We start from the raw sequence: 26239 nt of genomic DNA on the forward strand, positions 1-26239 counted from the left end.
AACGTATTAACTAATGTCGCTATGAAAAAAAGCACTATTTTCTGTATTAAAATAGCAAACGCTAAAGATCCTAACGACCCATTAATTAGTGGTTTTCAATCCACTTTTTGGCATTTACAAAAGCCTCTAGCCAAGGAGACACTTTATCTTGTCTTCCATCAGGATAATTTGCCCAATTCCACTGAAATATAGAACGTTCAATATGTGGCATAGTTACCAAATGTCTGCCTGTTTTATCAGTCATCATGGCTGTATTAAAATCTGAACCATTTGGATTATGAGGATACTCTTCATAGCCGTACTTTGCTACAATTTTATATTGATCTTCTGTATAAGGAAGGCTAAATTTACCTTCGCCATGAGAAATCCAGACACCTAATGTGCTACCTGCTAATGTAGAAAGCATGACGGAGTTGTTTTCTTGAATTTTTACAGATGTAAATGAACTCTCATGCTTGTGAGAATCATTGTGCACCATTTTGCCATGCTGCGCGTGCTCCGGATTAATAAGATCTAGTTCCATCATTAACTGGCAACCGTTACAAATACCAACAGATAAAGTGTCTTCTCTTTCAAAGAAATTTTTAATCACTTCGTTAGCCTTGTTGTTATATTTAATGGCGCCAGCCCAACCTTTAGCTGAGCCAAGTACATCTGAATTACTAAATCCACCAACTGCACCTAAAAATTGAATGTCCTCAAGTGTTTCACGACCATTAATTAAATCAGTCATATGTACATCCTTAACATCAAAACCGGCTAAATACATGGCGTTTGCCATTTCGCGTTCAGAGTTACTTCCTTTTTCACGCAGAATTGCTGCTTTTGGTCTTGGTTTACTAACGTCAATATTGGGTAATTTGCCTGTAAAGTGACTTGGGAATGTATATTGAAGTGGTTGTTTTTTGTAATTGTTGTAACGCGCTTTAGCTAAGCTATTTGCTGTTTGTTTTTGGTCGAGTAGGAAAGAGGTTTTGTACCACATATCTCGTAATCTCGAAACTGTCATTGTAAATACCTCGCTTCCGTTGATGATACTTAATACATCTGTATCAGTTACTTTACCGATATTATGGAAGGTAATTCCTGCTGCGGACAATGTGTTTTCAATACTATTATCTTTAGACTGAATAACAATACCTGCGTTTTCAGCAAATAAAACTTTGAATGAATCCTTTTCAGCCAAAGCCGTAATGTCTAATTCTGCACCAAGATTATTATCTGCAAAACACAGTTCTAGTAAGGTTGTAATCAATCCACCTGAAGCCACGTCATGTCCAGCAACAATCTTATTGTCTTTTATCAATTGCTGGATGGTATTAAACACAGTTTTGGTATAGGCAGCACTTTTTACATTTGGTGTACTGTTTCCTATTTTATTATTGATTTGTGCAAACGAGCTACCACCAAGTTTAAAGTCGTCTTGAGAAATATTGATGTAATAAATATCTCCTTTATTTTTCTTAAAGACAGGTTCTACCACCTTGGAAATATCATTACAATTGGCAGCAGCAGAAATGATAACTGTACCAGGAGAAATGACATCACCATCAGGATATTTTTGTTTCATTGATAATGAATCCTTTCCTGTTGGTACGTTAATACCTAAATCTATTGCAAATTCTGAAACCGCTTTTACAGCTTCGTATAAGCGTGCATCTTCACCATCGTTTTTACAAGGCCACATCCAGTTAGCTGAAAGCGAAACACTTTGTAATCCATCTTTTAATGGTGCCCAAATAATATTTGTTAAGGATTCTGTAATAGAGTTGCGACTACCTGCCACAGGATCTATTAATCCTGAAATAGGTGAGTGGCCAATGCTTGTAGCAATACCTTCTTTTCCTTTATAATCTAGAGCCATTACACCAACATTATTTAATGGCAGTTGTAACGGACCAACACACTGCTGTTTGGCAACCTTACCACCAACACAACGGTCTACTTTATTTGTAAGCCAATCTTTGCAAGCCACAGCCTCTAGCTGTAAGATCTGATCTAAGTAATCGTAAAACTTATCTGAATCATAGGATATGTCGCTATAGTTTTTGTTAACCGTACGATCTGTCATTATGGTTTTTGGGGAGCTACCAAACATGTCTTCTAAAGCCAAATCCATTGGTTTGTAACCGTTAGTTTTAGATTGAAAAGTAAAACGATGCTTGCCAGTAACCTCACCAACATCGTAGATAGGAGAACGTTCTCTGTCTGCAATTTTATGAAGTGTGTCTAAGTGTTTTTCAGAGATAACTAATCCCATACGTTCTTGAGACTCGTTACCAATAATTTCTTTAGCTGAAAGGGTAGGATCGCCTACAGGCAATTTGTCTAAGTCTATGTGTCCGCCAGTATCTTCAACCAACTCAGATAAACAGTTAAGATGTCCACCAGCACCATGATCGTGAATAGAAACGATTGAATTTTCATCACTTTCTACCATGCCTCTAACAGCATTGGCAGCACGTTTTTGCATTTCTGGGTTTGAACGCTGTACGGCATTTAACTCAATGCCAGAATCGAATTCACCTGTATCTGCCGAAGATACTGCAGCACCTCCCATACCAATTCTGTAGTTATCACCACCAAGAATTACAATTTTGTCACCTGCTTTTGGTATATCTTTTATGGCTTGGTCTGCTTTTCCGTAACCAATACCACCAGCTTGCATAATCACTTTGTCATAACCGATTTTATCGCTGCCTTCTTGGTGTTCAAAGGTTAAAACAGAACCACAAATAAGAGGTTGGCCAAATTTGTTACCAAAATCTGAAGCGCCGTTAGATGCTTTAATTAGAATATCCATTGGAGTTTGGTACAACCATTTGCGTTCAGGAAAGGCCTTTTCCCAAGGACGCTCTTCTTCTAAACGCGAATACGATGTCATATAAACAGCTGTTCCTGCTAAAGGAATAGAACCTTTACCACCAGCAAGTCTATCTCTAATTTCACCACCAGAACCTGTTGCAGCTCCATTAAAAGGCTCTACAGTTGTTGGAAAGTTGTGTGTTTCTGCTTTTAACGAAATTACAGATTCAAAATCTTTAGTTTGGTAATATTCAGGAACATCGGCACGCTTTGGTGCAAACTGTTCTACAACAGGTCCTTTTATAAACGCTACGTTATCCTTGTATGCAGAAACAATATCGTTTGGATTTTGCTTCGATGTTTCCTTAATCATTTTGAATAACGATGTTGGTTTCTCTTCGCCATCGATAACAAAAGTTCCGTTAAAAATTTTATGACGACAGTGTTCTGAGTTCACTTGTGAGAACCCGAATACTTCAGAGTCTGTTAATGGACGACCAATCTTTTTTGAAACACCTTCTAAGTACTCAATTTCTTCGTCACTTAGTGCTAAACCTTCCTGTATATTGTAGGCTGAAATATCTTCAATATTTTGAATCGTTTCAGGTTGAATATTTATGGTGAAGATGTCTTGATTTAAGCTTGAAAATTTTTCAGAAATCATTGGATCGTACCCTTTAAAATCTTCCGAAATAGCTATGAATTCTTCAATACGTAAAATACCAGAAATTCCCATGTTTTGAGTAATTTCTACAGCATTTGTACTCCAAGGTGTTATCATTGCAGCTCTTGGGCCAACAAAAAAAGCATCTAATGATGCTTGTTCTATTTTTGGTTGGTTGCCAAATAACCATACTAATTTAGAGATGGTTTCTGGTGATAATTCTTTTGTGGCTTGAACAGCGAAAACTTTGCTGTTTTGGTTTCCAAAGAAATGAATCATTTGCGTATTGTGTTTGGTGTAAAAAATAAAGTCACAAAGTTAATTTATTTTAAAATAACGAGACTATAAAAAAAGTGCCAATTATAGGAGTTATTCAACAGGTTTTAAACAAAAAAGAGCAGCTTTTTGGCTGCTCTTTTTTGTTAGGACTTAATCAGTTTTTTACTGATTGTTTTGTTATTTTGGGTCAGTTTAATGATATACACTCCTATTTTTAAATCTTGGAGATTAATGTTTTTAGAAGTTGATATTGAATCTTTGTACACCTGTTTTCCTAAAATATCAAAAATTTCAATTGTTGTTGGTTGTTGTTTTGTTAAATTGATATTTAGATTAGATTTTATAGGGTTTGGATAAAGTGCAATGTTATCTAAGCTTAAGTCTTGTACGGATAATAGTCCACAGGTCCAAGAAAGATTATCTAACATTACTCTGTTTGAGGGGTTGCTGTTATTTGTTATTACTAATGAGGTGGCAGAGAATTCACCAACAACTACAGTTGTGGTAGTAGGTGTATCGTTATAAGGTATTGTGCCAACAACATTACCATTTACTACCAGATCAAAAGTTCCTGAATCACCACTAAAAACTCTTTGGGTTGTAACTGTCAATTCTTCTATAAAACCAAAATCCGAGAAACTATGAGTAGCTTCTAAACTACCATTTCTAATCGTTATAGCTCTGTTATCTAAAGTTTGATCAGTTCTGGCGTCTGTGGCATTCCAAGTTATGTCCAAATCGTCTCCTACCCAAGTTCTACTTGTATATTGGCTAGAATTTGCTGGGATGTTTTCAAAACTTTCTGTAACACAGTTTAATTCACTACCATCATTCAAGGTAACTTCGCAAGATTCATTACTAAAATCAGATTCATTACCAGCCGCATCTTTTGCTTTTATAGTAAAACAATAAACAGTATCTGGGAATAAACCAGTAGCTGTTGTATTGGTATTAGAATTACCAGTATTAAATGCAAACACAGAATTGATATAAATATCATAAGAGGTTACGCCTACATTATCAGTTGAGGCATTCCAACTTAAGTCGATACTATTTGCTGTAGGATTTGAAGCAACCAGATTTGTTGGAGTGGTAGGGTCTACATCGTCTGACGTTATGTTTCCCCATATCATTGTAGCATAGGCAGGATTATCCACAAATGGGTTTCTATTATTTTGATAGTTGAAAACTGTATTATTTCTGTCAATTTCTTTTTGAGAAACAGGGTCGTTAGTATGCCATGTTAGTAAAATAGACAAGAAGGGATCTTCTAAAACCTTATTGTTAGTGCCATCAAACATAGGGTAACTGCTCCAGTTGTCTACTTGGTCTTCGTAGCGCGTTACAAAATAAAAATACATTCTTGCAATATCTCCTTTAAACTCGTCTAGAGGCTCAAAAACAGTACCTGTGTAGCCTGCTGAGTAACCAGTATTTAAGTTACCACCAGCTTTAGAGCCATTCATTGTAGGGTTATTTACGCCTCCTTGAGAAATCAATTGGTTGTCATCTACTACTCCAAAAGGGAAATTACTTCTCAAACCGTTAACTCTTCCGTCGGTTGGAATTACAGTATGCCCATCATCTACCATTGGGCTGTTTTCGTTGTAAACTGATTTTGGAATAATATGTTCCTTATTGTAGCATTCGCCTTCGCTACTAAAATTTCCTGCACATTCATCTACCGGGAAATTGTAGTTATAGGGATCTATACCATTAGGGTTTTCTGAATAAATATCTAAAATAGTTCCATCGTTTTCATAGTACAAGTCTATATCGCTTGTACCATAAAGATTATCTAAATTATCTCCTTGGTCGTTGTGTGTAAACTCTGTTGCTAGTCCATCGTTAATGTCATTGATGATTTGTTTTAATTGTGTTTTTAATGTATATCCAGTGCCTGTAGCGTGGTCATAATATCCAGACGGAGCTTGGGCAGCAATAGTTAGTGTTACGGTAAGTAATAGTAAAAAGTAGATGTGTTTCATTTTAGGAGTATTTTTAATTCTTTTCTAGTAGTGCCATGTAAAATCCGTCATAACCAGATTTGTGGGCTAATATTTTTTTATCTTTTACAAGTTTAAACGCTTTTCCGTGTACTGAAGTTAAGAAATTATCAATTTGTTCTTCATTTTCAGAAGGTAAAATGGAGCATGTTGCGTACACCATTTTGCCACCAGGCTTTACCATTTTTGAGTATTGCTCTAAGACCTCTGCTTGTGTCTTTTTAATATTATCGATAAACTCAGGCTTCAATTTCCATTTTGCATCAGGATTTCGTCTTAACACTCCTAAACCAGAACATGGTGCGTCAATCAATAAGCGGTCTGCTTTACCATGAAGTTTTTTTATTGGTTTTGTAGAGTCAATAACCTTCATCTCTATATTGTGCACACCATTGCGTCGCGCTCTAACTTTCAGTTTTTTTAGCTTACTCTCATAAATATCCATAGCAATGACTTGGCCTTTATTTTCCATTAGCGATGCTAGGTGCAATGTTTTTCCGCCAGCACCTGCACAGGCATCTACAACTTTCATGCCTGGTTTTACATCTAAGAAATCCGCTACTAATTGTGATGATGCATCTTGAACTTCGAACCAGCCATTTTTAAAAGCTTCGGTAATAAAAACGTTTGTACGTTCTTTAAGTTTTAATGCCCAAGGATGCCCTGGTAAAAACTCAGTTTCGATATTTTCAGATTGCAGTTTTAACTGCAGGTCTTTTTTGTTGGTCTTTAAAGTATTTACTCTTAAAATAACATCTGCCTGCTCGTTTTGCATGGCAATTTCATTAGTCCAAATGCGTTCACCAAGTTCCTTTATACCTAAGTCGTCCATCCAATCTGGTATAGATTCGCGATACTTTCTAATTTTGGAAAGTTCATCAAAACGCCCTTTAATTTTTCGAGTAGGTGTGTCTGTAAAATATTTCCAATCAGGCAGTTTTATACCTTTTAGTGTTGCCCAAACAGCAAATAATCTCCATAAATTATCTCTATCATAAGGTGCTTTTACATCAGCAATTTCTGAGTAGAGTCGTTTATATCTGACAATTTCGTACACAGTTTCTGCAACAAAACCTCTATCTCGACTTCCCCAGCGCTTATCACGCTTAAGTAATTGTTGTACAACCTTGTCTGCATACTCATTTTCATTGAAGATTTTGTGTAAACCATCAATAACTGCAAAACATAAATTTCTATGTAATCTCATTGCAAAAAAATTAGCATGCAAAGGTAGTATAAAAGTTGAGAAGTGCTACTGTATTACTATTTAGTCTTTGTTAATTAAAAAAGTGAGTACAAGTTTTTTATTGTTAATGCATCTAAATTAAATTGCATTGGTTTCTTGTAAAATAATTTGGAAGAAGAGAAGATAATAGAACAGTTAAAGCAAAAAAACACAGCAGTGTTTTCTCAACTTATTGATGATTATCAGCAAAAGGTTTTTGGCACTTGTTTGTCTTTTGTGCCTAATAAGGAAGATGCTGAAGATCTGGTGCAAGAAGTGTTTTTAGAAGTCTATAATTCTATCTCTAGTTTTAGGGGAAACTCTAAGCTTTCTACGTGGATTTATAGAATAACAACCAATAAGTGTTTGGCATTTATAAGAAAAAAGAATACCAAAAAGCGCACAGGTTTTTTAAAACCTTTGTTTAGTGAGGATTTTTCGATAGACAAGACTAATTATTTTACGGAGTTTAACCATCCTGGATTTTTATTGGAAAACAAAGAGCTAAATGAAACATTGTTTAGAGCTATTAATAGGTTGCCAGAAAATCAGGCTTCGGTTTTTACATTACACAAGATTGATGGTAAAAGCTATCAAGAGATTGCAGCTATAACAGATAAAAGTGTGTCTTCTGTTGAGTCTCTTATGTTTAGGGCAAAGAAAAACCTTCAGCAGTTATTATATGACTATTACAAAAATGAAATGTAGCACAAGTTTTTTAAAACTTATGCATCTAAATATCAAATGATTTATGGTGAAAGATTCTGAGATTAACAAAAAAGTAAATGCTACGCTAAATGCTGTAGATGCTATCCAAGAGGTTAAGGTGTCTCCTTTTCTTAGGGATAGAATATTAAATAATTTAACCGTTGAGCGCAAAGAAACTCAAAGGATTTGGTCCTGGTTTACTCCTAAGTTTCAGATCGCAACATTGGTGGTGGTTATTTTACTCAATATATATGCATACAAAGTATTGATTTCGGATGAGTACAATGCAACAGTTGAAGAATTTGTTGACACTTATGATTTTGGTGATGAAACGTATACGTCTATTTTTAATTAACCAAACATGAAAAAGCAAACTATAATATACATACTGCTTATTGTTCTTTTTTTGTCTAATGTGTTTTTTATTTTTCATCATGTTGGCAGATTTGGACATAAAGATCATAAGCACCGTTTTTCTATGGTTGAAGAGTTACACTTTAGCCAAGAGCAGCAAGAGGCTTACAAAGGGCTTAGAAGTAAGCATTTTAACAAGATGAAAACTTACTCGAAGCGAATAAGCGAACTTAAAAAGGAAATATATTCTAAAGTAGGAGAACAAGAAATAACAGACGTTTTTTTAGATTCTGTAGCAGATTTAATTGCACTAGAGGAGAAAAAAAAAGATATAGAAATGTATAAGCATTTTAGAGAGGTTAGAAAAATATGCAACGACAAGCAGAAAGGGCAACTTTCTAAAATTATTAACGATGCTATAGAGCGTCGTGGTAAAAGAGGAAAGCCTAAAAAAAAGGATTGAGTTAGTTCTATAATTTGCCAATGAATTTATAGGTAAGGAAATTATAGAAACTTTTATTTGATTGATTATTGTTAATATGAAAAGCTTTGCGGTAATATCGTAAAGCTTTTCTATTTTTAAGGAAAATTGAAAGTATGCGAATTTTACTGTTTTGTTTGTTGTTATTTAACTTGTGTTCTTGTAAATCTGAAGAACCCTTAAAACAAAGAAATTTTTCTGAAGTTGAGATTGAAACTTTATTGAAAGATTCGTTATTGAATGTTAGGGCTTTGGAGATTAATGAGGGAAGGGTTGTAGCTGCGACTTCTAACGGTAAAATTTTAAGTAGTATATTATCTTATATGTCAGATTTCGAGGAAGGCAATTATTGGTCTTTTACCGACGATTCATTAATGCCTAGTAATTTCAGATCAATAGCTTTTCAAGGAGATAATACTTTTACATTATCAATAGGGAGTCCAGCAAAACTATTTCAAGATGGGAGACTTGTCTATTATGAAAACAATGAAAAAGCCTTCTACGATTCCATGGACTTTTGGAATGACCAGGAAGGTATTGCTATTGGTGACCCAACGGACGATTGCATGAGTATTATTATTACCAGAGATGGAGGTGAAACATGGTATAAACTCTCTTGCGATGATTTGCCAAAAGCAAAAGAAGGTGAGGCAGCTTTTGCAGCGAGTGACACCAATATTTCAATAGTTGGTAACCATACTTGGGTAGCCACAGGAGGTAAGGCTAGTAGAATTCTATATTCACGAGACAAAGGAAAAACATGGGAGGTTTTTGAGACACCAATTATTCAAGGAAAAGCAACTACGGGAATGTATTCTTTAGATTTTTATGATGAAAACAATGGTTTTGCCATTGGTGGAGATTATACAAAACCTAATGATACTTTAAATAACAAAATAAGAACAATAGATGGTGGAAAAACCTGGCAAGTTGTAGCTAATGGCAAAGGACCAGGTTATAGAAGCTGTGTGCAATACATTCCAAATTCTGATGCTAAGGAATTAGTGGCTATAGGTTTTAGGGGTATTGATTACAGCAATGACTCTGGTGACACATGGAAGCATCTCAGTGACGAAGGTTTTTATACCATTAGATTTTTAAATGATTCTATAGCTTATGCAGCTGGAAAAGGACGTATAAGCAAACTGACTTTTAGGGAATAGAAAAGGTGTTTTGGTCAATCTGAACTTGCTTGTGCTATACTCGTTTTCAGTATTTCAGATTCTAAAACTGGTAAGAAATTTATGAAATAAGATTCTGATATACACTTCGCCTCACTTCGACTTCGCTCAGTGACCAACGCTCAGTGGAACAATTCAGAATGACAGATTGATTTCAGTTCCGTCTGTTTTGTCTACGTTCTCTAAACTCTTTTAACCTATCTAAAAGTTTTTGATTGAATTGGTCTTCTGCCACTTTAAGCATAATTATTTTTTTGGCAGATATAACTGTTTTTAAGTCTTCTACAAGTTCTAACTTGGCGTTGTGCATTTCTGTTTCTGCTTCAAGAAGTTTATCTAAGATCTCACCAGCGCGTTTATCGCTAACATTACTTTGACGCATTTCTCTCTTTAAAGGTCTTAAGTCTTCAGATTTAATCTTCTCTACTTTGGCTTCAAAGGCATTGTAAATTGGCCAAAATTGTTGAGCTTCTTTACTTGTAAGTTCAAGCTTTTCTGTTATAAATGCTATTTTTTGGGCTTTAATTTTTTCTTGAATTTCTCCACCTCGTTGAGCAAAGCCTGTGAGACTTACAAGTAAAATTAGCAATGGGATTAATTGTTTACTCATGTTTTTTATATTTTACGAAGCATTCGTGAATCTTCGATTTCATTGTAATATTTTTATTGTTGTAAAATTGTTTCAATATCTGTGTTTTCTAAAAGGTAAGATTCTAAGTTTTCTTCGTTGTATTCGGTTTCTACTAGAGTGAAATCTTCTTCAAGAATATCTGCATTAATCAATAATTCAGCCAGCTCATAACTGTCTAAATTTCTGTTTTTTAGATAGGTTTCTACCATTTCTGCAGATAATTCTTTTGCCTCACTACCATTGTTTGTAAAAATTGCAATCAACAATAGGAGAGAAGCTGCAAAACCAGCTACATAGTATAATGTTTTTCTCGTATGAAGTCTAACGACAAGCTTGTCTTCTAATTTGCTTAAAATTTTGTCATCTAACGTTTCAAAATAATCCTTTGGTGTTGTAAAACCAGAATCAGTGATACCTTCAATATTCTCTTTAATGTTAAGACGTTCAAAGAGTTTATCGTCAAAAGCATCAAAGTAATTCTCTGGTGTTTTAAAACCACTAGATTTAATATTATGTAATTTTTCTTTTTTCACTTTATGCTGAACTTGTTTCAGAATCTATTTCTATGACTTTAAAATAATACAATGGTTTAATTTGAAGTTAAAAAGCGCTCTATTTTTTTTACTGCTATATGGTATGAGGCTTTTAAAGCTCCCTCACTGGTTTCTAAAATTTCTGCAATTTCTTTGTATTTAAGATCATCAAAATATTTCATATTGAAAACGAGTTGCTGTTTTTGTGGAAGCGACGCTATAGCCTTTTGTAATTTTAGCTGAATTTCATCACCTTCAAAGTAAACATCTGCAGTAAGGTTATTAATGGCTAAATTTTGGTGTTCCTCATTAGTAATCTGCATACGTTTAGCATTTCTATTAATATGAGTAATAGATTCGTTTGTAGCAATGCGATATAACCAAGAGTATAGCTTGCTGTCTCCCTTAAATTTATCTATACTACGATATACCTTAATGAATGTATTTTGTAACACATCATCCGCATCATCATGAGAAATTACAATCTTTCTGATATGCCAATACAGTCGCTCTTTATAGAGACTTAAAAGTTCTCTAAAAGCGGCTTCTTTATATTTGGGATCCTTGAGGCGTAATATGAAATCCGTTTCGTTTATCAAGTAAAATACTTTGGTATTTAGACCATTGAAGTTAGTAAAAGTTTAAAGCTATATGAGTAAAGATTTTCTGTTTATTTTTATGTTGCTGATATAGAGTTATTTATAGTTTTATAAATCGATAAAATGCAAAAAAATACGATAAAAAGCAGTTTTTTCTTGTTTCGTAGATTTATTTGTTATATGTTTGGCACAGCTTAACCTATTAACTGTTATCAGTTTCCCCAAATCTGGTAACAAAAACGAAAAGGATGCATGTAACGTGCATCCTTTTTAATGCTATGTAATTTTAATTATACTAAAGTCTCTAGTTGCCTGATGTTTTTGTAGTTACACGAATATATTTTTAGATTGTTGTTTAAAAATCGTAAATTGTGTTGTTCTATTTATAAGACTTATACGCAATGAAAATTTATTCCCTACTATTTTCGCTGATTTTTTCTACTTGTGTTTTTGCCCAAGTAGGTATTGGTACTACCAACCCTCAGGCTCAGCTAGACGTCGTCACAGAGGCAACAGCAACGTCTGAGCGCAAAGGTCTTCAAGTTGATGTTAATAGCACTTCGGCATCTACAACGCAAAGCACATATTCTTTACATTTAACAAATTCTAGTACTCCTGCAATTGGTGGTGCTGCAGCAAAGTTTGGCATTTTTAACAATGTTTCTGGATCAGGCACAGCTAACCGTTATGGTATTTACACTGAGGTGTTTAAACCAGGCACAGGTGCAACCACAACAGACATGTATGGTGTGTATGCTGAGCTTGGACTTTCTACGGGAGTAACCAGTAATAGCTATGGTTTGTATGCAGACATAACAAATGCAGGTAATACGGCGAATATTTATGGTGTGTACAGTACTGTAAATGGGTCTGCAGCCAATAATGACATATATTCTGGTTATTTTATTGGTGGTAAGTTTTCTATCGGTCAAACAACAACTGATAACTATATTTTACCTGAGTCTAGAGGAACTGATGGGCAAATTATGCAGACAGACGCTACAGGTGTTGTTACTTGGGAGGATAATATTAATCCTGTGTCTTCTATTCCTATATATTCAAACGGTAATTATAACATGAATCATGGAACTGGCGGAATTGATCTAAATACTATGACATCTTCAATAGAACCATCTATTTATAACGCAACGGGTAACATACAAGTTAAGTTAATTATACGCTACACAAATCCATTAGGTACAAATAATTTTCAATTGAGGGCTCATGATGGGACTACACAAAATTTTCCTATTACTAATGCTTCGGGTTGGACATTTGCTAACACGCAAAATGGTGGTGTTGCAACTAGCGATTGGGTTAATTGGAATGCAGGTACTAATGCACAAGAAATCCACGTTTTTGGATGGAATAATACCAATAATCCAGCAACGGATAGTATAACAATTAACAATGCTTATTTATTAGTACGTTCGCAGTAACTTAATCAAAACTCTGCATTTCTACAAGTTTTTTGTAAACTCCATTTTTTGCAATTAATTCAGAGTGCGTACCTTGTTCAGCAATTTCACCTTTTTGCATCACCACAATTAAGTCTGCATTTTGAATAGTAGATAGTCTATGTGCAATAACAATAGATGTTCTGTTTTTCATCATATTCTCTAATGCATCTTGAACTAAGCGCTCACTTTCTGTATCTAAGGCTGAAGTTGCTTCATCTAAAATCATGATAGGGGGATTTTTCAGCACAGCTCTAGCAATACTCAAACGTTGTTTTTGTCCACCAGAGAGTTTGTTACCAGAGTCTCCAATATTGGTATGTATACCTTGAGGTAATTCTTTTACAAACTCCCAGGCATTAGCAACTTTTAAAGCATCGATAATTTCATTGTCGGTAGCATCTTCTTTACCTAATAACACATTGTTTTTAATGGTGTCATTAAACAATATTGAATCTTGAGTAACAAGTCCCATTAAGTTACGTAGTGAATGTTTTGTGAGGTCTTTTATATTTTCTCCGTCAATAGAGATACTTCCTTCGTTAACATCGTAAAATCGTGTTACAAGATTAGCAATGGTACTTTTTCCACTACCAGACTGGCCAACTAAAGCCACACTTTTTCCTTTTGGTACATTAAGATTAAAGTTTTTAAGCACATAATCTTCTTCGTACTTAAATGAAATCTTTTCTATATTAAGTTGAGATGTGAAATCTAATTTCACTTTTGCGTCTGGCTTATCTTTAAGAGGCGATTCTGTATTAAGAATTTCTAATACACGATCTGCTGCTGCATTACCTGCTTTAACTTTATAGCTAGCTTTACTAATAGCTTTTGCCGGTGTAAGAATTTGCCAAGCTAAACCTATATAGCCAATAAAGGCACCACCTGATAACGTTTTGTCTACAAGCACCATGCTGCCTCCATACCAGAGTAAAACAGCTATGGTTATAATACCTAAAACTTCACTTGTTGGAGATGCTAGATTTTGACGATTCATCAAAGTATTAGAAAAACTATAAAAACGGTTGGTGGATTTTTGAAACTCGTCATTAAATCTTTTTTCTGCATTAAACCCCTTTATAACCTTAAGACCACTCAAGGTTTCTTCTAAAGCGGAAAGAAAAATACCTTGCTCTGTCTGAACTCTGTTAGACTTTTTCTTTAAACTTTTACCTATTCTTGAGATTATAAAACCAGAAACAGGAATAAATAAAAAAACAAAAATTGTAAGTTTTACCGATATCATAAACATTGCAATAATTGCAAATAAGATGGTTAAAGGCTCCTTTACAATGAGTTCTAAAATAGCTAACAATGAGTTTTTTACTTCATTTACATCACCTGAAATTCGGGCTATAATATCACCTTTCTTTTTTTCAGAATAATAAGATATTGGTAGATGGGTAACTTTATTATAGATTTCATTTCTAAGATCTTTTAGTACTCCGTTGCGTAAAAACGTGATAAAGTATAATCCCAAATAATTAAAAAGGTTCTTTAATAAAAAAAGACTTATTATTAGAATAATCATATACAACAGTGAACGTTGCGCTCCATATTGCTCAGATGTTGTTGTAATTAAATAGTTAATTGAGTCTTCAGCATAAGACTTAATATTTTTTATGCCTTGGTATATTGGTTTTTCTATTACCTTTTTACCTTCACCAAATAACACGTTAATCATAGGCATTAAAGATATCATTGCCAAGGTGCTAAAAAGTGCGTAAAAGATATTAGAGATTATATTTAAAATGCCGTAACGTTTGTACGGAATAATAAATCGAGATAGTTTTTTTATGTAATCCATGTACTATAAATTCATATCCTTAAGGATAGCATCAATCTTGTTTTCCAATAACTGCTCCGTTGCTGCAAAAGCAGACACATTGTCAAGATCTGTATTAACACTGATATAGAATTTAATTTTTGGTTCTGTACCACTTGGTCTAAGCGCAATCTTACTGCCTTCTTCTGTGTAATAGATTAATACATTGGATTTTGGCACATCTATGATTGTTTCCTCTAAAGTTTGAAGATTTTTAGAAATTGAAGTTTGATAATCTTCAATAAGCACCACTTTTTCTCCATTAATTTCTTCTAAAGGGTTATTTCTGGCATCAATCATCATTTGTTTAATTTCAGCAGCACCTTCAATACCTTTTTTAGTAAGCGATACTAAACGTTCCTTAAAGAAACCATGTTCTACATATAGATCTATCAGTTTTTCATATAAAGTTTTGCATTCAGCTTTAGCCTGTGCAGCTATTTCGCACGCCAAAAGAGTAGAGGTTACAGCGTCTTTATCTCTCACAAAATCACCAACCATAAAACCAAAGCTTTCTTCACCACCACCAATAAATTCTAGTTGAGGAAAGTCTTTTATCATTTTGGCAATCCATTTAAAACCAGTTAAGCCAATTTTGCACTCTACATTGTAAGCGTCTGCTAAAACAGACATCATTGGTGTAGATACAATGGTAGAACCTACAAACTGTTTACCATTAATTTTTCCTTGGTTTTTCCATTGTTTTAAAAGGAAATCGGTCATTAAAATCATGGTTTGGTTTCCGTTAAGAATCACTAATTCGTTTTCTAGGTTTCTAACGACAACGCCTAATCTGTCACAATCTGGATCTGTGCCAATAACAATATCACCATCTACTTTTTTAGCTAATTCCATTGCCATTTTTAGAGCTTCTGGCTCTTCTGGATTTGGAGACACTACTGTTGGGAAATCTCCGTTAGGATCTTTTTGTTCTTCAACAATATTGACGTTGGTATAACCAGCACGTTTTAAAGTTTCTGGTATTGCCATAATTGAGGTGCCATGAAGTGATGTAAAAACGATGTTTAAATTTTCTTTAGCTTCAGCTGATATATTAAAACTTCCATTTTTTATAGAAGCATCAATAAATGCATCATCAACATCTTTTCCTATAAATTGAATTAAATCTGAATTGGCTTCAAATTTAATTTCAGAATAATCTAGTTTATTTATTTCAGTAATGATTTCATTATCCTGTGGTGGCACTAATTGACCTCCATCTTGCCAATATACCTTATAGCCATTGTATTCTGGTGGATTATGAGACGCAGTTAATACAATACCACAATGACATCCTAAATGCTTAAGCGCAAAAGAAAGCTCTGGAGTTGGTCTCAAATCTTCAAATAAATATACTTTTATACCATTGGCAGAAAACACATCAGCAACCACTTTACCAAACGCTTTACTGTTATGTCTACAATCGTAAGCTATAGCAACTTTTACTTGTTCACCAGAAAAAACTTTCTTTAAATAATTACTTAAGCCTTGGGTGTTTTTTCCTAATGTATATTTATTAATACGGTTAGTGCCAAGACCCATTATACCTCGCATTCCACCTGTACCAAACTCTAAATTTTTATAAAAACTTTCTTCTAACCCTTTAGGGTCAGAAGCAATCATATTTTTAATTTGGTTCTGAGTTTCTTCGTCAAAAGTTGGTGTTAACCAAGTGTTTACGCGTTCTAGTATTTCTGGTTTAATATAAATCATGGGTAAAAATAATTGTTATACAAATGTAAAAAAACTTGTGTAAGCTTAATTTAAAAAGGTAATCAAAAAGCTGTTATTCAGAAACATTTAAGGCTTCCTTGATGTAATAGCGTTGTTGTTGACGCTTAGATCGTAAAATAAGTTCGCCTAAAAACCCTGCAATAAATAATTGCGAGCCTATGATCATTGTTGACAGGGCAATGTAAAATTGTGGGCGCTCTGTTATAAGTCTGCCAGTAGGGTTAAAAAACAATTTATCTAAACCCAAATAGAAAGCAAACGCAAAACCAATGATAAACATAATTACTCCAAGTGCACCAAAGAGGTGCATAGGACGTTTACCAAAGCGTGAAACAAACCAAATAGTAATAAGATCTAAAAATCCATTAATAAAACGATTCATGCCAAATTTGGTGTGCCCATATTTTCTGGCTTGGTGTTTTACAACTTTCTCTCCAATATTGGTGAAACCAGCATTTTTAGCCAATACAGGAATGTAGCGATGCATCTCGCCATAAACATCAATATGTTTTACAACAGTATTAGTGTAAGCTTTAAGTCCGCAGTTAAAATCGTGAAGTTTTACGCCAGATGTTCTTCTTGCAGCCCAATTAAAAAGCTTAGAGGGTAGGTTTTTTGTAATTACGGAATCGAAACGTTTCTTTTTCCAGCCAGAAACAAGGTCAAAACCTTTATGGGTTATCATGTCGTATAACTCAGGAATTTCATCAGGATTATCTTGTAGATCAGCATCCATAGTGATTACAACATCTCCTTTGGCAGCATTAAAACCAGCATGTAAGGCTTGAGATTTTCCAAAGTTTTTTAAAAAACGGATACCTTTTACATTGGTATTGGCTTCGGCAAGTTGTGAAATCACTCTCCAAGAATCATCAGTACTACCATCATCTATAAATAGAATTTCATAAGAAAACGAATTGGATTGCATCACAGATACAATCCAATCGTGTAGTTCTTTTAAAGATTCGTGTTCATTGAGTAGTGGTATAACTACTGATATATTCATATTTTGATAGGTCTAATTGTAGACTTCAAAAATAAGTAAATTATTTAAGGCATTAGTTATCGTTTTTCATTATTAGGCCAGCAATTAAAGAATAAATTAAACCGAAAATTGCACTAAAAGCTATCCATATTGAAAACCCAAAAATAGGATTTTGAAATTTCTCAATCCATTCTATACTCTGCTCTACTTGTTGCTCAGTCATGTTTGGATTTTCAAGCATTTTTTCTTTCGCAACCTCTAAAGCTTGCTGGGAAAACTCAGGGTCAATGACATAATTAAATAATAATCCATAAACTACAAACACAAGTGCACTAATAACTGCAATTGCCAAACCTACCTTAAGAGCGTCTCCTAAGCTCAGTAAATTAGCGTTAGCTTTTTTATACTGACTAATGGCATAAAAGATGATTACAGGGAAAACAATGTAGTAAATAATATTAGGCCATTGGGCACCTTCTAATGCAAGTCCGGTAACATAAGTAACTACAGCAATGGTGACCATTACTAACCCCAGAATGAGCCCATAGTTAGTTGCAAATTTACCTGTTGTTGGTTTTTCATTTTCCATAATTGTTGAGATGTTTAGTGGTTAATTGATTAGTTAGTACTCAAAGATACTAAATTGTTACACTAAAAGGTGAAATAAAAAATCTTAAAAAGATTGTAGAATTACAAAATTTGCTTAAATTTGCACCTCGAAAAAATCGAAATTATTTAAAGCATTTAGTGATGAAAGCAGGAATACATCCAAAAAATTACAGAGTAGTAGCATTTAAAGATATGTCTAACGACGAGGTGTTTTTAACTAAATCTACTGCAGATACAAATGAAACTATTGAGGTTGATGGTGTTGAATATCCATTAGTAAAATTGGAAATTTCTAGAACTTCTCATCCTTATTATACTGGTAAGTCTAAATTGGTAGATACAGCTGGTCGTATTGATAAATTCAAAAATAAGTACGCTAAGTTTAAGAAATAAGCCTAGCAGTCTAGATAATTTAAAAAAGCCTTTCTTTTGTAGAAAGGCTTTTTCTATTTTTACATAAATACAAATAAAAATGAATTATATACTTTTTGACGGACCGTACAGAGATAACCTCTTGCCTTTTACATTTACTAGACCAGTTGCTGATATAAGAGTAGGTATATTAACGATTCGTCAAAAGTGGGAATCTTTTTTAGAATACACCACTACAACAGTAACAGAAGATTACCTGTCTCATAAATTTCCGATGGTAGAAATGGAAGAAAACATAATGATAAATGCTTCATTTTTACCTAATGCAGAGGTTGTAGAAGTAATTAAAAATTTAGGTAGCAACCAAGCGGTGTTTAAAGGAGAAGATGTCATTGCTTTTTTTGCTAATGAAGGCGAGGAGGTGAGTGATTTTTCAAATTTTGAAGCCATTGAATTTGATGGTGACATTTTAAAAATTGAGCATACTTGGGATATTTTTTCCAAAAATGGTGATGCCATAGAAGAAGACTTTAATCTAATAACAAATGGTAGAAAATCACAACCTATTCCTGCTACAGTAAAGACACTTAATCCTGAAAATATTTTTATTGAAAAAGGAGCAAAATTAAATTTTGTAACGCTAAATGCAAGTTCTGGTCCCATCTACATAGGCAGAGATGCTGAGATTATGGAAGGTACTGTTGTTAGAGGACCTTTGGCACTATGCAACAATGCCACGCTAAAATTAGCAACCAAAATTTACGGGCCAACTACGGTTGGGCCATATAGTAAGGTAGGAGGTGAAGTAAACAATTCGGTAATTTTTGGTTTTTCTAACAAAGGACACGATGGTTTTTTAGGAAATTCGGTATTAGGAGAATGGTGTAACATAGGAGCAGATTCTAACAATAGCAACCTTAAAAACAACTATGCAGAAGTAAGACTCTGGAATTACCAAACAGGTGGTTTTGCTAAAACAGATTTGCAATTTTGTGGTCTTATGATGGGAGACCATAGTAAATGCGGAATTAACACAATGTTTAATACAGGAACAGTTGTTGGCGTTAGTGCCAATATCTTTGGAAGTGGTTTTCCGCGTAACTTTGTGCCTAGCTTTTCTTGGGGAGGCAGTAAAGGTTTTGTAACCTATAAAACAAGTAAAGCTTTTGAAGTTGCAGAAGTTGTTATGGGAAGGAGAAATGAAGAATTTACAAGTAAGGATAAGGCCATTTTAGAACACGTTTTTGAACAAACAAAACAGTATAGAAGAGAATAACAATAGTTTATACAAATGAAAACCAAATTTACCCTACTAATTACTCTATTGAGTTTTACTCTCGTATTTTCGCAAAGTGAAGATATTGAGGTGAAAAAACTGAAAATCAACACAGATTTAGACCATTTTGCGGCTCGTGTAGTTGGCGATAAAGTATTTTTTAGTCATAACCTTACTACAAAACGAGGTAAGCCTATTAAAGATAAGTACGATGGTTTTATTTACATTATGTATGAAGCACCATTAAGTGACGATGGTGAAATTGAAAATGAAAAACCAATTGTTAAAACAGAATTGGGACGTTTTAATATGTCTTCTGCAACATTTTCAAAAGATGGTAAATACATGTACTTTACTACCAATCAAATTGATAAAGGTACTAACAAACTAAAAGGTGTAGAAACATATAATTTACAAATTCAGCGTGCAGAATATGAAGAGGGTAAAGGTTGGACAAATTTTGAAACTCTACCATTTTGTGATCCAGATTATAACTATGCGCATCCGGCTTTGAGTCCAGATGACAATACACTTTATTTTATTGCTGACGTCAAGGGCAATAAAGGAAAATCAGATTTGTACAAAGTTTCAGTTTCTAATCACCAAACGTATGGTGACGTGACAAGTATGGGAGAAACCATTAACTCTTCGCGCACAGAAATCTTTCCTTTTATTAGTGCAGATAACAAGTTATATTTTACTTCCGATAGGAGGGGAGGAAATGGAGGCCTAGACATTTATGTTTATGATTTAGATTCAGAAGATGCTGAGCAAGAACCAAAACCTTTAGAAGCACCTATAAATAGTAGGGGTGACGATTTTTCATTTTTCTTAAATGATGACTTAACTACTGGTTATATCTCTTCTAGAAGATCTAGGGGTGAAGGTGGTGACGATCTTTATTATTTTTCAGGTTATAAATAATCAAAGTAATAGCATACAAACCTTAATTTCAAAATCAAATTAATTTATTATAATTGTCTGGTAATCAAAGTGCTTTATAGGCTGTGTAAAGGTTACTAAATTACATTTAGTATGCTATAATACCTCAAGATTATGCAAAAATTTTTATCTTTTAAGCTCATCAATTATTTAACCTTAATCATCGTAGTGATATTGGTTAATGTAGTTTTAAAATATGGTGGTGTTTCTGTTTATTACCGATATGTTGTAAAATCATTAGTTCCAATACTTATATTGCATTACTTCTTTAAATCTATTCAGAATTATAAGAGAGAAAAAGCTACACTAATAGTACTTGGGATACTATTATTTTTTATTGGTGACTTATTTTTTCTAGATCGCTATTCTACCTTAAGTTTTAATGTGGCTATAGTACTATTGGTTTTTGCCAAAATTTGTTTTATCGTTTGTTTTTTAAATTATGAAGATTTCAAGTTTAAGCGTTTATTGCCTTTTTTAATTTTCTGTAGTGCATATATGCTTTTTATATTAACAGCTATAATTAATAGTATAAAGGATATATATTTTGTACAGGTTTTAATATACTTGTTTTTTACGCTCTTATTTGGTCTATTTACCTATCTAAGGTATAGAGCAGTAAATAGACTTAGTTTTATTTTGGTTTTAGTGGGTTTTTTGTTGATGTTAGTTACAGATGGGCTAACAGCATTAAATATGTTTTCGCCGAGCTTTAAGTATACGTTATTAAGTAGTAGTATAATTGCCTTGGCATTTAATCTATCTCAGTTTTTTATAGTAGTTGGATTATTAAAAGAATATCCTCAAAAATCTATGGAATAAAAAAATATGTGCTGTAACTATTGTTTTTTAACATTTTTTAATTCTAACAAATTAGTGGCATTAATGCCAAGACCTTTAACTTTTTTTCTTGTAAACCGAACGACTTCGTCATAAAACATTGGGACAACGGGAGCAGTGCTCATTACCAAAGAATCCATTTTAGTGTAAAGGTTAGCTCTAATTTTTGGATCAGTTTCTAGATAAGCCGCTTCATATATTTGGTCAAATGCATCACTTTTAAAATGTGTGTAATTTGGGCCATTTGGCGCAAAGTTTTTGCTGTAATAAAGCGATAAGTAATTTTCAGCATCTGGATAATCAGCAATCCAGCTTGCTCTAAAGAAATCGAGTTGGCCATTAGCTTTAGCATCTTTTAAACTCGAAGCAGGAATCACATCAACATTTACTTTAACACCAATTTTTTGTATCTCTCGCTGAATATATTCACAAAAACTTAAGTAGTTGCTTGTTGTGGTTAAAGTTACCTCAGGATTAGAAATTCCAGTTTCAGATTTAAACTCTAGTACCAATTGTTTTGCTTTTTCTGGTTGATATGTAAAACCAATAGCAGCATCAAATCCAGGCAAACCTTTAGGAATAAAACCACCTGTTGCAGGTATTCCAATCCCGTTTCGTAGGTAAGTAATCATTTTATTTCTATCAAAACCAAGATTAATTGCTTGTCTTAATTTTTTAGATTGTATTTCTTCACCCTTAGTTTCCATAAAAAATGCCAAATACTCTGTATTGAGGTATGGTCCTCTAATCATATTTACATCATTAGCATAGCGTGGTCTAAGTTTACCATCGGCCGTTAAAATTTCATCTTTATAAGAAGCATCTAATCCAGAAACAAAATCAATATTGCCTTGTGCAAACTGCAAAAATTCGCTTTGCTTGTCTGGTAAAAATGTAACAGCTACAGCTTCTAGATATGGAAGTTGTTGTCCTTTTTCATCAGTTTCAAAATAACTGTCATTACGTCTAAAAACGAGTTTGATGTTTTCTTCCCAGCGTTTAAATTTAAAAGGGCCAGTACCAATAGGATTGGATCTAAAATCACTGCCATAATATTCAACAATTTCTTTTGGCACAACTGAGCAATATTTCATAGTGAGCAAGCCTAAAAAAGCAGGAAATGGTTGTTTTAACCTTATTTGAAATGTAGAATCGTTTAGCGCAGCGTAGCTTTCTACTTTTTTGAGTACCCAACTTCCTGGTGAGACTAGTTTTTCGTCTTTTAGTCTGTTGAAACTGTATTCAAAATCTGAAGCATTAACCGTTCTTGTAGAATCTTGTTTGCTAGGTGAGGTCGAAGAACCAAATAAATAATGCTTGTGAAAATACACATCATTTCTTAGTAAAAATGTGTAAGTTTTAGCACTGTCTGTAACCACCCACTTTTTAGCAATACAAGGGGCTATATTGAGCTGGTTGTCCATCTGTACAAGCCCATTAAAAAGCTGGTGTGTGGCCCAAATATCTGCTAAATCTTTAGAGAATGCTGGGTCTAATGAGCTAATATTTTTATGCTCATTATACCTAAAAACTAAGTGGTCTTTATCTGCATCCTTTTTTGAAGAGCAAGAAAAGAAAGTGACACTCAGAATTAAGAGTTTAAAAAATAGGGATTTTGCGTGTTTTTGCATCTCAATTAATATGTTGTAACTTTGCCCACTTGGTAAAAATACAAGAATGAACCCAACAAAAAAAGTCGCATTTTACACTTTAGGTTGTAAGCTTAATTTTTCTGAAACTTCAACAATAGCAAGACGTTTTAAAGATGAAGGTTTTAATCGTGTAGACTTTAATGAAAAGGCAGATATCTATGTAATTAATACGTGTTCGGTAACGGAGAATGCAGACAAACGTTTTAAGACGATAGTAAAGCAAGCGCAAAAAGTAAATCCAGATGCTTTTGTAGCTGCTATTGGTTGCTACGCACAGTTAAAGCCAGAAGAGTTGGCAGACGTAAATGGTGTGGATTTAGTTTTGGGTGCAACGGAAAAGTTCAATGTTACCTATTACATCAATGAACTTCTAAATAATCCAGAGCGTGGTCGAAGGGTTGGCGAAGTACACAGTTGTGAGATAGAAGAAGCAGACTTTTATGTTGGCAGTTACTCAATAGGAGATAGAACCAGAGCGTTTCTAAAAGTTCAAGATGGTTGCGATTATAAATGTACATACTGTACTATTCCGCTAGCTAGAGGTATTTCGCGAAGTGACACCATGGAAAATGTCCTTAAAAATGCGAGAGAGATTTCTGAACAAAACATAAAGGAAATAGTTTTAACAGGAGTAAATATTGGTGATTACGGAAAAGGAGAATTTGGAAATAAAAAGCATAAACACACCTTTCTAGACTTAGTAACAGCGTTAGATAAGGTAGAAGGTATAGAGCGCTTAAGGATATCTTCTATAGAACCTAACTTATTAAAAAACGAGACCATAGAATTGGTCTCGAAATCTAGGGCATTTGTACCGCATTTTCATGTTCCTCTACAAAGCGGAAGCAATGACATTCTTAAAAGGATGAAACGTCGCTACATGCGAGAACTTTATGTAGATCGCGTTTTAAAAATAAAAGAAGTTATGCCACACGCCTGTATTGGTGTAGACGTTATTGTTGGGTTTCCTGGAGAAACAGACGATCATTTTTTAGAAACCTACAACTTTTTAAATGAGTTAGACATATCTTATCTACATGTATTTACTTACTCTGAGCGCGACAATACCGAAGCTGCAAAAATGGACGGTATTGTGCCCAAAAATATAAGGTCTAAGCGTAGTAAAATGCTTAGAGGTCTTTCTGCTAAAAAACGTAGAGCATTTTACGAAAATCAGTTAGGAACCACAAGAACTGTTTTATTTGAAAGTGAAAACAAAGAAGGTTATATACACGGGTTTACGGAGAACTATGTAAAAGTTAAAGCTCCTTGGAATCCAAGACTTGTTAATACGCTGCATGAGGTTGCACTAACCAAAATTGATGAAGACGGATTGGTAAGGTTCGATTTTGTATCTCAGTTACAATTAAATTGAACCTAATAAATTAGTATATTTGTTTATAACTATTTTATAAACAAACGATTATGAATAAAGTTCTTTACTTCTTTTTTAAAATATCCTTGGTGGCCGTGTTAGTTTGTTGTAGCAAAAGCGACCCAATTCCTGAACGATTAGAAGTAACAATAAACAACGAGGAATTAATCTTCAATTCAATCATTGTAGATCGCCAGGCTACAACAAATTATAGACACTTTACAGCCATTATAAATAGCAATACAAACAAGATTATAAGCTTTCAGGTAATGTCTATTGAAGATAGTGCTAGTTTACAGAATTTTAGCTACACTACCAGAGGCAAAATATATAAAGTACAGCAGGATAGCGATTATTTTAACGCAACAATTAATGTTAATACTAATGCACGTTTCGCAATGTCCTTTTCTGGTGTGCTATCTACTTTTAATGCCCAAACAAATACCTATGACGCAATACAACTCGATAATGGTAAAATGGATGTGGAATATTAGGAAATAAAAAAAGCCAAAGTGACACACCTTGACTTTTCATAAATATATTTTGTATTAGATACGAATACCAACAGGGAGCATACGTTTATATTTTCTGTTGCTTCTTACAAATTTTGCAATTTCAGGACTTGTAGGCACTACACTGATATTTCTTTCCTTAATATCATTAAAGACCATTGCCAAAAACTCTTTTTCAAATTCATTAGACTTGATGGATGAGGGAATTATCATTTTTGTTAAGAATATTTTGCGTTCTTGCAAAGAATATTCAATAACAGCCATATCATCATCAACCTTTAGTTCGTATTGTCGCAGAAAATCATTGTCGATTAATTCAGCAGTTTCAGTCATAATTTCCTTGTTTTAAGTTAGCGGTTGGCAAGTAGATACTATATTTTATATAGTTTTGCTGTGCAAAGGTACAAAAAATCGACGTAAATTTTAAGTTAATGTTGTTAAAACGTTAAATAATAAGTTATTAAAGTTTTAAGCGTCAACATAAAATTAGATTTGTAAAGTAAAAATTATCTATGATCTCAAATATTACACATGTCTACCTAATGCCAGGAATGGCCGCTAATCCCTCAATTTTTGAGTATATAAAACTGCCAGAAGACCGTTACAAAATTCATTGGTTAGAATGGCAAATACCAGAAAAGGAGGAGACCTTGCAACAATATGCAAAGCGTATGTGTAAGTTTGTAAAGCACGATAATGCGGTATTACTTGGTGTTTCTTTTGGCGGTATGCTGGTACAAGAAATGAGTAAATTCTTAAAACTTAAGAAGCTTTTTGTGGTGTCTAGTGTTAAGTCTCACCATGAGCTTCCTAAACGCTTAAAGTTATTAAGATACACCAAAGCCTATAAGATTCTGCCAACACAACTGGTAGGCAATATAGAGCTTTTAGCAAAGTATGCATTAGGTGAAACTATTAAAAAACGTGTAGATTTATATAAAAAATACCTCTCTGTAGATGATACTGTTTATTTAGATTGGGCAATAAAACAGGTAGTGTGTTGGGAACAAGAAGCGCCAAATCCGCAAGCCATATATATTCATGGAGATAAAGATCTTGTTTTTCCGCATTCGTGTACAGGAAATTGTATTATAATTAAAGGCGGTACACACATAATGATTATAAATAAACACAAATGGTTTAATGAAAATTTACCAAAACTTATAGAGTCTGGTATTTGAAAGATTTCAC

Annotated in this window: 24 protein-coding genes; 12 read left to right on the forward strand and 12 right to left on the reverse strand. The window is 33.8% G+C overall.

What is annotated here, in order from left to right:
• Positions 1-85: 85 nt before the first annotated feature.
• The 3 genes from purL to BWZ20_RS13990 form a co-directional block, all read right to left on the reverse strand.
• Entirely contained in the window at positions 86-3748 is a 3663-nt protein-coding gene (gene purL / locus BWZ20_RS13980; RefSeq protein ID WP_076620824.1) for a phosphoribosylformylglycinamidine synthase, read from the reverse strand.
• Between the two features lie 143 nt (positions 3749-3891).
• Positions 3892-5736 carry an endonuclease gene (locus tag BWZ20_RS13985; RefSeq protein ID WP_076620825.1) on the reverse strand — a complete coding sequence of 615 codons (1845 nt, stop codon included), beginning with the start codon at positions 5734-5736 and terminating at the stop codon, positions 3892-3894.
• 13 nt (positions 5737-5749) lie between these two features.
• The gene (locus BWZ20_RS13990; RefSeq protein WP_076620827.1) at positions 5750-6961 is read right to left on the reverse strand and encodes an RsmB/NOP family class I SAM-dependent RNA methyltransferase; all 1212 of its coding nucleotides are present in this window, start codon (positions 6959-6961) and stop codon (positions 5750-5752) included.
• 147 nt (positions 6962-7108) lie between these two features.
• Here BWZ20_RS13990 and BWZ20_RS13995 point away from each other — a divergent pair, with 147 nt between their 5' ends.
• The 4 genes from BWZ20_RS13995 to BWZ20_RS14010 all read left to right on the forward strand — a co-directional run bounded on the left by BWZ20_RS13995 (position 7109) and on the right by BWZ20_RS14010 (position 9685).
• Positions 7109-7687, forward strand: a complete 579-nt coding sequence (locus BWZ20_RS13995; protein WP_076620830.1) for an RNA polymerase sigma factor — start codon at positions 7109-7111, stop codon at positions 7685-7687.
• Positions 7688-7730: 43 nt separating this feature from the next.
• Positions 7731-8042, forward strand: a complete 312-nt coding sequence (locus BWZ20_RS14000) for a hypothetical protein (protein WP_076620831.1) — start codon at positions 7731-7733, stop codon at positions 8040-8042.
• 6 nt (positions 8043-8048) lie between these two features.
• On the forward strand, positions 8049-8504 hold the full coding sequence (locus tag BWZ20_RS14005; RefSeq protein WP_076620832.1) for a hypothetical protein: 456 nt from the start codon (positions 8049-8051) through the stop codon (positions 8502-8504).
• 134 nt (positions 8505-8638) lie between these two features.
• Complete coding sequence (locus BWZ20_RS14010; RefSeq protein WP_076620833.1) at positions 8639-9685, forward strand: WD40/YVTN/BNR-like repeat-containing protein; 1047 nt, start codon at positions 8639-8641, stop codon at positions 9683-9685.
• Positions 9686-9857: 172 nt separating this feature from the next.
• Here the strand turns inward: BWZ20_RS14010 and BWZ20_RS14015 are convergent, their stop codons facing one another.
• Genes BWZ20_RS14015 through BWZ20_RS14025 form a run of 3 tightly spaced genes read right to left on the reverse strand, consistent with a single transcriptional unit; the run spans position 9858 to position 11466 of the window.
• Positions 9858-10313, reverse strand: a complete 456-nt coding sequence (locus tag BWZ20_RS14015; RefSeq protein WP_076620834.1) for a hypothetical protein — start codon at positions 10311-10313, stop codon at positions 9858-9860.
• 53 nt (positions 10314-10366) lie between these two features.
• On the reverse strand, positions 10367-10867 hold the full coding sequence (locus BWZ20_RS14020) for a hypothetical protein (protein ID WP_076620835.1): 501 nt from the start codon (positions 10865-10867) through the stop codon (positions 10367-10369).
• Positions 10868-10923: 56 nt separating this feature from the next.
• A complete protein-coding gene (locus BWZ20_RS14025; RefSeq protein WP_076620836.1) occupies positions 10924-11466 on the reverse strand; it encodes an RNA polymerase sigma factor in 543 nt (180 codons plus the stop codon).
• Between the two features lie 401 nt (positions 11467-11867).
• On the opposite strand from BWZ20_RS14025, the gene BWZ20_RS14030 reads away from it, so the two are divergent.
• The gene (locus BWZ20_RS14030) at positions 11868-12905 is read left to right on the forward strand and encodes a hypothetical protein (RefSeq protein ID WP_076620837.1); all 1038 of its coding nucleotides are present in this window, start codon (positions 11868-11870) and stop codon (positions 12903-12905) included.
• A gap of 1 nt (position 12906) precedes the next feature.
• Here BWZ20_RS14030 and BWZ20_RS14035 read toward each other — a convergent pair whose 3' ends face one another.
• The 4 genes from BWZ20_RS14035 to BWZ20_RS14050 form a co-directional block, all read right to left on the reverse strand.
• Positions 12907-14733 carry an ABC transporter ATP-binding protein gene (locus tag BWZ20_RS14035; protein ID WP_076620838.1) on the reverse strand — a complete coding sequence of 609 codons (1827 nt, stop codon included), beginning with the start codon at positions 14731-14733 and terminating at the stop codon, positions 12907-12909.
• A gap of 3 nt (positions 14734-14736) precedes the next feature.
• Positions 14737-16464, reverse strand: a complete 1728-nt coding sequence (locus BWZ20_RS14040) for a phospho-sugar mutase (protein WP_198034954.1) — start codon at positions 16462-16464, stop codon at positions 14737-14739.
• 73 nt (positions 16465-16537) lie between these two features.
• Entirely contained in the window at positions 16538-17491 is a 954-nt protein-coding gene (locus tag BWZ20_RS14045; protein WP_076620841.1) for a glycosyltransferase family 2 protein, read from the reverse strand.
• A gap of 52 nt (positions 17492-17543) precedes the next feature.
• A complete protein-coding gene (locus BWZ20_RS14050) occupies positions 17544-18059 on the reverse strand; it encodes a DUF4199 domain-containing protein (protein WP_076620844.1) in 516 nt (171 codons plus the stop codon).
• A 161-nt stretch (positions 18060-18220) separates the two neighbouring features.
• On the opposite strand from BWZ20_RS14050, the gene BWZ20_RS14055 reads away from it, so the two are divergent.
• The 4 genes from BWZ20_RS14055 (at position 18221) to BWZ20_RS14070 (ending at position 21491) form a co-directional block, all read left to right on the forward strand.
• Entirely contained in the window at positions 18221-18472 is a 252-nt protein-coding gene (locus BWZ20_RS14055; RefSeq protein ID WP_076620846.1) for a type B 50S ribosomal protein L31, read from the forward strand.
• 79 nt (positions 18473-18551) lie between these two features.
• Positions 18552-19727 (forward strand): GlmU family protein, encoded by a 1176-nt coding sequence (locus tag BWZ20_RS14060; protein WP_076620848.1) that lies wholly within the window; start codon positions 18552-18554, stop codon positions 19725-19727.
• A gap of 15 nt (positions 19728-19742) precedes the next feature.
• Entirely contained in the window at positions 19743-20651 is a 909-nt protein-coding gene (locus BWZ20_RS14065) for a TolB family protein (protein WP_083677231.1), read from the forward strand.
• Between the two features lie 132 nt (positions 20652-20783).
• The gene (locus BWZ20_RS14070; protein WP_076620852.1) at positions 20784-21491 is read left to right on the forward strand and encodes a lysoplasmalogenase family protein; all 708 of its coding nucleotides are present in this window, start codon (positions 20784-20786) and stop codon (positions 21489-21491) included.
• Between the two features lie 17 nt (positions 21492-21508).
• Here the strand turns inward: BWZ20_RS14070 and BWZ20_RS14075 are convergent, their stop codons facing one another.
• A complete protein-coding gene (locus BWZ20_RS14075; protein WP_076620854.1) occupies positions 21509-23140 on the reverse strand; it encodes an ABC transporter substrate-binding protein in 1632 nt (543 codons plus the stop codon).
• 46 nt (positions 23141-23186) lie between these two features.
• Here BWZ20_RS14075 and mtaB point away from each other — a divergent pair, with 46 nt between their 5' ends.
• Complete coding sequence (gene mtaB, locus BWZ20_RS14080) at positions 23187-24536, forward strand: tRNA (N(6)-L-threonylcarbamoyladenosine(37)-C(2))-methylthiotransferase MtaB (protein ID WP_076620855.1); 1350 nt, start codon at positions 23187-23189, stop codon at positions 24534-24536.
• A gap of 50 nt (positions 24537-24586) precedes the next feature.
• Positions 24587-25030 carry a hypothetical protein gene (locus tag BWZ20_RS14085; RefSeq protein WP_076620857.1) on the forward strand — a complete coding sequence of 148 codons (444 nt, stop codon included), beginning with the start codon at positions 24587-24589 and terminating at the stop codon, positions 25028-25030.
• Positions 25031-25084: 54 nt separating this feature from the next.
• Here BWZ20_RS14085 and BWZ20_RS14090 read toward each other — a convergent pair whose 3' ends face one another.
• Entirely contained in the window at positions 25085-25381 is a 297-nt protein-coding gene (locus BWZ20_RS14090) for an N-acetyltransferase (protein WP_076620859.1), read from the reverse strand.
• 179 nt (positions 25382-25560) lie between these two features.
• Between BWZ20_RS14090 and BWZ20_RS14095 the strand changes: the two genes are divergently transcribed.
• Positions 25561-26229, forward strand: a complete 669-nt coding sequence (locus BWZ20_RS14095) for an alpha/beta hydrolase (RefSeq protein ID WP_076620860.1) — start codon at positions 25561-25563, stop codon at positions 26227-26229.
• Positions 26230-26239 lie beyond the last annotated feature (10 nt).

The sequence above is a fragment of the Winogradskyella sp. J14-2 genome (assembly GCF_001971725.1).
GTDB lineage: Bacteria > Bacteroidota > Bacteroidia > Flavobacteriales > Flavobacteriaceae > Winogradskyella.